Here is a 6943-nt window from a genome sequence, read left to right as displayed (position 1 = left end):
TTTTTTATCCGCAACGCTCATGCTACTTTTGCACCATGAAGCCGAACGAATATCGTCAAGTGCAGGCTTGGGATAAAATGATCCGTATTGTGGTCTTGGCTTTCCTGTTGTTGAGCGCCTTCATGGCTTTCTGCGCAGCCATTGTTATCAGTGCGTTGGAAACGTCCGAACATGCAAACTTGTTGAGAGGTGCGCTCTTGATGTTTGCAGCGGCGGCTGTCGGATGTGCCTTGGCATTCCGAAAATCGGAACGCTTAACATGGAAACATTGGTCGGTCATTTGCATGCTGGCGGCACCCGGAGCCGTCTACACATTGCTACATTAAGCGTCCGCTGATGGTCGAAACAAGACACCGGCGAATGCCGTAATGCCTTCCAAACATACTGCGCCTTAGCCCGGCCGCCCACGACAAACCGTCACGCCGCCTTGGCGAACCGCTTCACCTTGATCTTATCCTCATGCGCGCGGGCCTGCGCCAGTTCATAGGCTGTCTGCATCCGCAGCAGCGTGTCGGCCTTCACCCCGAACGCCTTTTCGAACCGGATCGCCATGTCGGCGGACAGGCTGGCGTTGCCGTTGAGCAGGGTGCTCAGCGCCTGACGCGATACGCCGAAATGCCCTGCCAGCGCCGTTACGCTCACGCCCGCAGGCTCCACGATCTCGGTCTTGAGCCAATCCCCGGCATGGACCGCGAGGGAGGGATGCATCTTAAGAGCCATGATAGTCCTCCAGGTCCATATCGATCAGCGCGCCGCCTTCGTCGATTCGGAAAGTCAGCCGCCAGTTTCTCGTCACCGTCATCGACCATGTTCCCTTCCGGTCGCCGGTCAATTCATGCAGCCCGAAATTGGGAGGCGCCGCCAGTTCCTCCAGAGTCTCCGCCGCATCGATGAATGCGAGCATTTTGCGAAGCCGGCCGGCATCCCCCACAAGGCCCCTGGCATTGCCGGTTTTGAAGAACCGTCTCAAGCCTTTGTGGCTGATGCTTTCGATTTCCATCGACCGGCGATAAAGGGATAAGGACAATCCGTCAAGTGTCGCGCGACACTTGACGGGGGCGCGCTCCTCAAAACCGCATCGCCAGCGCCACGCCGCCGCCGTCCCGCCCGGCCCAGGGGACCACCTGCACCCGGTCATTCTGCTTGCTGGTGATCAGCAGCCCCGTCACCTCGCCCAGCGCCGCGCCCGCCACCACGTCATACCAGTGGTGCCTGTCCGCCTGCACGCGGGAGAAGCCGACGAAGGCGGCGGCGAGGTGGGCGGGCAGGCCGACTTCCCAGCCATAGCGATTCTGCAATGTCGCGGCCGCGGCGAAGGCGGTGGAGGTGTGGCCGGAGGGAAAGCTTTTCCGGTCGCTGCGGTCGGGCCGCCATTCGGGGAAGGCTTCCTTCATGCCATAGTTCAGCAGCTTGGTCGCGCCGATGCTGCCGCCCGCCTGCAGCAGGCCCTGCCAGTCGCCCTTCACCACCGGCACGCCAACCGCCGCGATCATCAGGGCGTCGCGGGTGATGGTCCCGGCGTCGTCCCATCCCTTGTCGCTCGCCTGGGCGGGCAGCGGCGCGCAGGCGAGCGCGGCGGCGGCCAAGCCATAGCGCGCCCGGCGGTGGAATATTGTCCTCATGGCGTCCCCTTTTGCGGCAATATTATGTCTTGTAGGACGGCATCATACAGGCCGCGCCGCAGCCGGTCATAAAAACTTCATGCCCGCTTTGCGCCGGGCAAAAGGCGGCGAGCATCTAATTGCAATTGCGAATGAATTGCAAAGATAAATCCGCACCCTATCGTTTGTGATGTTGAATCCTTAACCGGATGGGCCTAAGCGGTGCCGCAATTCCAGTGTTTCCATGGAGGATTGAGTTTTATGGCCCGTAAGAAGATCGCGCTCATCGGCGCTGGCAATATCGGCGGGACTCTCGCGCATCTCGCAGCCACCAAGGAACTGGGCGATGTCGTCCTGTTCGACGTGGTTGAGGGCATTCCGCAGGGCAAGGCGCTTGATCTGTCCCAGTGCGGCCCTGTTGAGGGCTTTGACGCGAAGATCACGGGCACCAACGATTATGCCGATATTGCGGGCGCGGACGTCATCATCGTCACCGCCGGCGTCGCCCGCAAGCCGGGCATGAGCCGCGACGACCTGCTCGGCATCAACCTGAAGGTCATGAAGGCCGTTGGTGAGGGCATCAAGAACAACGCCCCCGACGCTTTCGTCATCTGCATCACCAACCCGCTCGACGCGATGGTGTGGGCGCTGCGCGAATTTTCCGGCCTGCCGCACAACAAGGTCGTCGGCATGGCGGGCGTTCTCGACTCGGCACGCTTCAGCCACTTCCTCGCCGACGAGTTCCAGGTGTCGGTGAAGGATGTGAATACCTTCGTTCTGGGCGGCCATGGCGACACGATGGTCCCGGTGGTTCAGTATTCGACCGTTGCGGGCATCCCCGTTCCCGACCTGATCGAACAGGGCCGTTCGACCAAGGAGCGCATCGACGCCATCGTCGCCCGCACCCGTTCGGGCGGCGGCGAGATTGTCGGCCTGCTCAAGACCGGTTCCGCCTACTATGCTCCGGCCACCAGCGGCATCGCGATGGCCGAAGCCTATCTGAACGATCAGAAGCGCCTGCTGCCTTGCGCCGCTTTTGTCGAGGGCAAGTACGGCCTGGACGGCCTCTATGTCGGCGTGCCGGTGATCATCGGCGCTGGCGGCGTTGAGCAGATCGTCGAGATCAAGCTGGACGACGAAGCCAAGAATAATCTTCAGGTGTCGGTCGACGCGGTCAAGGAACTGCTGGTCGCCTGCAAGGGGATCGACCCTTCGCTCGCCTGATACGGACTGCACCGACCCTCCCCAGGAAATGTGTGCAGCCCGGGAAGGGCCGACAAAAGAAGAAATGCCACTCCACCTCTTGAAGGGGCAAGCATGTCGATCCTCGTAAACAAGAACACCAAGGTCATCACCCAGGGGATGACCGGTGCCACCGGCACCTTCCATACCGAGCAGGCGCTCGCTTATGGCACGCAGATGGTCGCGGGCGTCACGCCGGGCAAGGGCGGCACGACCCACATCGGCCTGCCCATGTACGACACCGTGCTGGAGGCCAAGACCAAGACCGGCGCCGACGCTTCGGTCGTCTATGTTCCGCCGCCCTTCGCGGCCGACTCGATCCTCGAAGCCATTGACGCGGAAATCCCGCTGATCGTCTGCATCACGGAGGGCATTCCGGTGCTCGACATGGTGCGCGTGAAGCGCGCTTTGTCCGGCAGCAAGTCGCGCCTCATCGGCCCGAACTGCCCCGGCGTCCTGACCCCCAATGAATGCAAGATCGGCATCATGCCCGGCAGCATCTTCAAGGCGGGTTCGGTCGGCGTTGTTTCGCGCTCCGGCACGCTTACATATGAGGCGGTGTTCCAGACCTCGAACGCCGGCCTTGGCCAGACCACGGCGGTCGGCATCGGCGGCGATCCGGTCAACGGCACCAACTTCATCGACGTGCTGGAACTGTTCCTGGCCGATGACGCGACCGAATCGATCATCATGATCGGCGAGATCGGCGGCGACGCCGAGGAGCAGGCCGCGCAGTTCCTGATCGACGAGGCGAAGAAGGGCCGCAAGAAGCCGATGGCCGGCTTCATCGCGGGCCGCACCGCGCCTCCGGGACGCCGCATGGGCCATGCCGGTGCGATCGTGTCGGGCGGCAAGGGCGACGCGGAAAGCAAGATCGCGGCGATGGAAGCGGCCGGGATCAAGGTCGCGTCCAGCCCGTCGGAACTGGGCACGACCCTGTTGGAAGTATTGAAGGGCTGAGGCCCTGGTGGAGGCGGTCTGCACACCGTCTCCACACCAACCGTCCCCCGGCAACCACGCGGGACAGCGGATTGGATGGAAGATCATGGGATACGAGAATCAGGATTTCGAAGTCGAGCAAGGCCCAAGCTGGGCGCGCCCGAACTGGCCGCTGTTCGATACGGACGACCTGACGGGCGCTCTTGACCCCACGCAGATGGCGGTCGCGGTCAAGGCGGCGGCGAAAAGCGCGGGCAAATCCATCTCGGAGACAGAGGTACAGCAGGCGGCGGGCGATTCCATCCGCGCCATGATGCTGATCCGCACCTATCGCGTGCGCGGGCACCTTGCCGCCAATCTCGATCCCCTCGGCCTGTCGCAGCGGGAACTGCCCGCTGACCTGACGCCGGAATATCATGGCTTCACTGGCGCGGCGCTGGACCGGAAGGTTTATCTGGGCGGCACGCTCGGCCTGGAATATGCCAGCGTGCGCGAACTGGTCGGCATATTGCGCGCCAATTATTGCGGCAATGTCGGCCTGGAATATATGCACATCGCCGATGTGGAGGAGCGCCGCTTCCTGCAGGACCGCATGGAGGGCAAGGACAAGGAAATCGAATTCACGCCGGAGGGCAAGAAGGCGATTCTGACCAAGGTCATCCACGGCGAACAATATGAGCGGTTCCTGGGCCGCAAATATGTCGGCACCAAGCGTTTCGGCCTCGACGGCGGCGAGTCCATGATCCCCGCGCTCGAAGCGGTGATCAAATATGGCGGCGCGCAGGGCGTGCGCGAAATCGTCTACGGCATGGCCCATCGCGGCCGCCTCAACGTCCTTGCCAATGTGATGGCGAAGGGCTTCCGCGTCATCTTCCACGAATTTTCCGGCGGCACCGCGAACCCGGAGGATGTCGGCGGTTCGGGCGACGTCAAATATCATCTCGGCACCTCCACCGACCGCGAATTTGACGGCGTGAAGGTTCACATGTCGCTGGTCCCCAACCCGTCGCACCTCGAAACCGTGGACCCGGTCGTGCTGGGCAAGGTGCGCGCGCAGCAGGTGTTCCACGACGATCTGGGCACCCACTCGTCGGTCCTGCCGGTGCTGATCCACGGCGACGCGGCATTCGCGGGCCAGGGCATCGTCTGGGAATGTTTCGGCTTCTCCGGCATTCGCGGCTACAATACCGGCGGCTGCATCCATTTCGTCATCAACAACCAGGTCGGCTTCACCACCAGCCCGCAATTCGCGCGCTCCTCGCCCTATCCGTCCGACGTGGCGAAGGGCGTGATGGCGCCGATCCTGCACGTCAATGGCGACGATCCCGAAGCCGTGACCTTCGCGTGCAAGCTGGCGATCGAATATCGCCAGACCTTCCACCGCGACATTGTGATCGACATGTGGTGCTATCGCCGCTTCGGCCACAATGAAGGCGATGAGCCGTCATTCACGCAGCCGCTGATGTACGCGAAGATCCGCCAGCATCCTCCGGTCAGCGAAGTCTATGGCGCAAAGCTGAAGGCGGAGGGCGTGATTGACGACGCCTTCGTCGCCGGCGCGACCAAGGAATTTGTCGACCTGCTGGAAGGCGAGTTCGACGCGGCCAAGAGCTACAAGTCCAACACCGCCGACTGGTTCGCCGGCCGCTGGTCCGGCCTGCACCGGCCAGCCGACGCCGAAACCACCCGGCAGAATGTCGAAACGGCGATCACCCAGAAGCTGTTCGACAGCCTGGGCAAGACGCTGACGACGGTGCCTGCCGACGTGAACGTCCACAAGACGCTGCGCCGCATCCTCGACGCCAAGGCGGAGATGTTCAAGACCGGCGCGAATTTCGACTGGGCGACCGGTGAGGCGCTGGCCTTCGGCGCTTTGCTGTCGGAGGGCTATGGCGTCCGCCTGTCCGGTCAGGATTCGGGCCGCGGCACTTTCAGCCAGCGGCATTCGGTCTGGGTCGATCAGGAAACGGAAAACAAATATATCCCGCTATCCACCGTGCCGCACGGCCGGTTCGAGGTGCTGGATTCGCCGCTGTCCGAATATGGCGTGCTCGGTTTCGAATATGGCTATGCCTCGGCCGACCCCAAGAGCCTGGTGCTGTGGGAGGCGCAGTTCGGCGACTTCGCCAACGGCGCGCAGATCGTGATCGATCAGTATATCGCCTCGTCCGAATCCAAATGGCTGCGCGCCAACGGCCTCGTGATGCTGCTGCCGCATGGCTATGAAGGGCAGGGACCGGAACATAGCTCCGCCCGTCTGGAACGCTTCCTGCAGCTCTGCGCGGAGGGGAATATCCAGGTCGCCAACTGCACGACCCCGGCCAATTATTTCCACATCCTGCGCCGCCAGATGATGCGTCCGTTCCGCAAGCCGCTGATCATCATGACGCCCAAGTCGCTGCTCCGGCACAAGCTGGCCGTCAGCAAGACCGAGGATTTCCTGGGCAAGACGCACTTCATGCGCATCCTGTCCGACACCAATCCGGCGGCGGACAAGGACACGAAGCGCCTCGTCCTCTGCTCCGGCAAGGTCGCCTATGATCTGATCGAGGCGCGCGACGCCGCTGGGGACAAGGGCACGCAGATCGTCCGCATCGAACAGCTTTATCCTTTCCCCACCGACGCGCTCGCCGTCCGCCTGAAGCGGATGACGAACCTGGAGGAAGTGGTCTGGTGTCAGGAGGAACCGCGCAACAATGGCGGCTGGTTCTTCGTCGAGCCGTTCATTGAGGAAGCGTTGAAGGACGCGGGCAAGGCCCCGATGCGCGCGCGCTATGCGGGCCGCAAGGCGTCGGCGTCGCCCGCCACCGGTCTCGCCAAGCGCCACCTCGCCGAACAGGGCGCACTCGTCGCCGATGCACTGGGCCACAGCGTCCGCACTGAAATCCGCCGCCAGAAGAAGGGCTGAACACCGCCATGGCCACCGAAGTCAAAGTACCCGCTCTGGGTGAATCCGTAACCGAGGCGACCGTCGGTCAGTGGCTTAAGAAGCCCGGTGACGCCGTTGCCCTCGACGAGCCCATCGCCAGCCTGGAGACCGACAAGGTCGCCATCGACGTGCCCTCGCCGGTCGCGGGCGTGCTGGGTCAGCAGCTCGTCAAGGAAGGCGATACGGTCAATGTCGGCGCAGTGATCGCGACGGTCGAGGCCGGTGGCGCAGG

8 protein-coding genes are annotated in these 6943 nt (G+C 63.0%); 5 read left to right on the top strand and 3 right to left on the bottom strand.

All coding sequences use genetic code 11. The features are described 5' to 3' along the window. Positions 1-326, top strand: a 326-nt coding sequence (locus BHQ40_RS23500; RefSeq protein ID WP_253183460.1) for a hypothetical protein, incomplete at its 5' end; no start/stop codon positions are given. A 91-nt stretch (positions 327-417) separates the two neighbouring features. Here BHQ40_RS23500 and BHQ40_RS23495 read toward each other — a convergent pair. The 3 genes from BHQ40_RS23495 to BHQ40_RS23485 all read right to left on the bottom strand — a co-directional run bounded on the left by BHQ40_RS23495 (position 418) and on the right by BHQ40_RS23485 (position 1622). Beyond that, positions 418-720 carry a HigA family addiction module antitoxin gene (locus BHQ40_RS23495; protein ID WP_070158145.1) on the bottom strand — a complete coding sequence of 101 codons (303 nt, stop codon included), beginning with the start codon at positions 718-720 and terminating at the stop codon, positions 418-420. Further along, positions 710-1000 (bottom strand): type II toxin-antitoxin system RelE/ParE family toxin, encoded by a 291-nt coding sequence (locus BHQ40_RS23490; RefSeq protein WP_070158144.1) that lies wholly within the window; start codon positions 998-1000, stop codon positions 710-712. Before BHQ40_RS23490 ends, BHQ40_RS23495 begins: the two co-directional genes overlap by 11 nt. Before the next feature lie 67 nt (positions 1001-1067). Then, positions 1068-1622, bottom strand: a complete 555-nt coding sequence (locus tag BHQ40_RS23485; protein ID WP_070158143.1) for a phosphatase PAP2 family protein — start codon at positions 1620-1622, stop codon at positions 1068-1070. 240 nt (positions 1623-1862) lie between these two features. Between BHQ40_RS23485 and mdh the strand changes: the two genes are divergently transcribed. The 4 genes from mdh to BHQ40_RS23465 all read left to right on the top strand — a co-directional run. Then, entirely contained in the window at positions 1863-2825 is a 963-nt protein-coding gene (gene mdh / locus BHQ40_RS23480; RefSeq protein ID WP_070158142.1) for a malate dehydrogenase, read from the top strand. A gap of 93 nt (positions 2826-2918) precedes the next feature. Beyond that, the gene (sucD, locus tag BHQ40_RS23475; protein WP_070158141.1) at positions 2919-3803 is read left to right on the top strand and encodes a succinate--CoA ligase subunit alpha; all 885 of its coding nucleotides are present in this window, start codon (positions 2919-2921) and stop codon (positions 3801-3803) included. An 85-nt stretch (positions 3804-3888) separates the two neighbouring features. After that, positions 3889-6690: a 2-oxoglutarate dehydrogenase E1 component gene (locus tag BHQ40_RS23470; protein WP_070158140.1), complete on the top strand. Its 2802-nt coding sequence runs from the start codon at positions 3889-3891 to the stop codon at positions 6688-6690. Positions 6691-6698: 8 nt separating this feature from the next. After that, on the top strand, positions 6699-6943 hold a 245-nt coding region (locus BHQ40_RS23465; protein WP_290438453.1), incomplete at its 3' end, for a biotin/lipoyl-containing protein.

The organism is Sphingobium phenoxybenzoativorans, from assembly GCF_001757355.1.
Taxonomy (GTDB): domain Bacteria; phylum Pseudomonadota; class Alphaproteobacteria; order Sphingomonadales; family Sphingomonadaceae; genus Sphingobium; species Sphingobium phenoxybenzoativorans.
Note: the sequence above shows the minus strand (reverse complement) of the source record. Positions and strands in the feature narration are given on the sequence as shown.

What these genes read in the sequence shown, in the direction of transcription:
- BHQ40_RS23490 (WP_070158144.1), bottom strand. Translation starts at nt 1,000, where the DNA reads ATGGAAATCGAAAGCATCAGCCACAAAGGCTTGAGACGGTTCTTCAAA.
- BHQ40_RS23485 (WP_070158143.1), bottom strand. Translation starts at nt 1,622, where the DNA reads ATGAGGACAATATTCCACCGCCGGGCGCGCTATGGCTTGGCCGCCGCC.
- sucD (WP_070158141.1), top strand. Translation starts at nt 2,919, where the DNA reads ATGTCGATCCTCGTAAACAAGAACACCAAGGTCATCACCCAGGGGATG.
- mdh (WP_070158142.1), top strand. Translation starts at nt 1,863, where the DNA reads ATGGCCCGTAAGAAGATCGCGCTCATCGGCGCTGGCAATATCGGCGGG.
- BHQ40_RS23470 (WP_070158140.1), top strand. Translation starts at nt 3,889, where the DNA reads ATGGGATACGAGAATCAGGATTTCGAAGTCGAGCAAGGCCCAAGCTGG.
- BHQ40_RS23495 (WP_070158145.1), bottom strand. Translation starts at nt 720, where the DNA reads ATGGCTCTTAAGATGCATCCCTCCCTCGCGGTCCATGCCGGGGATTGG.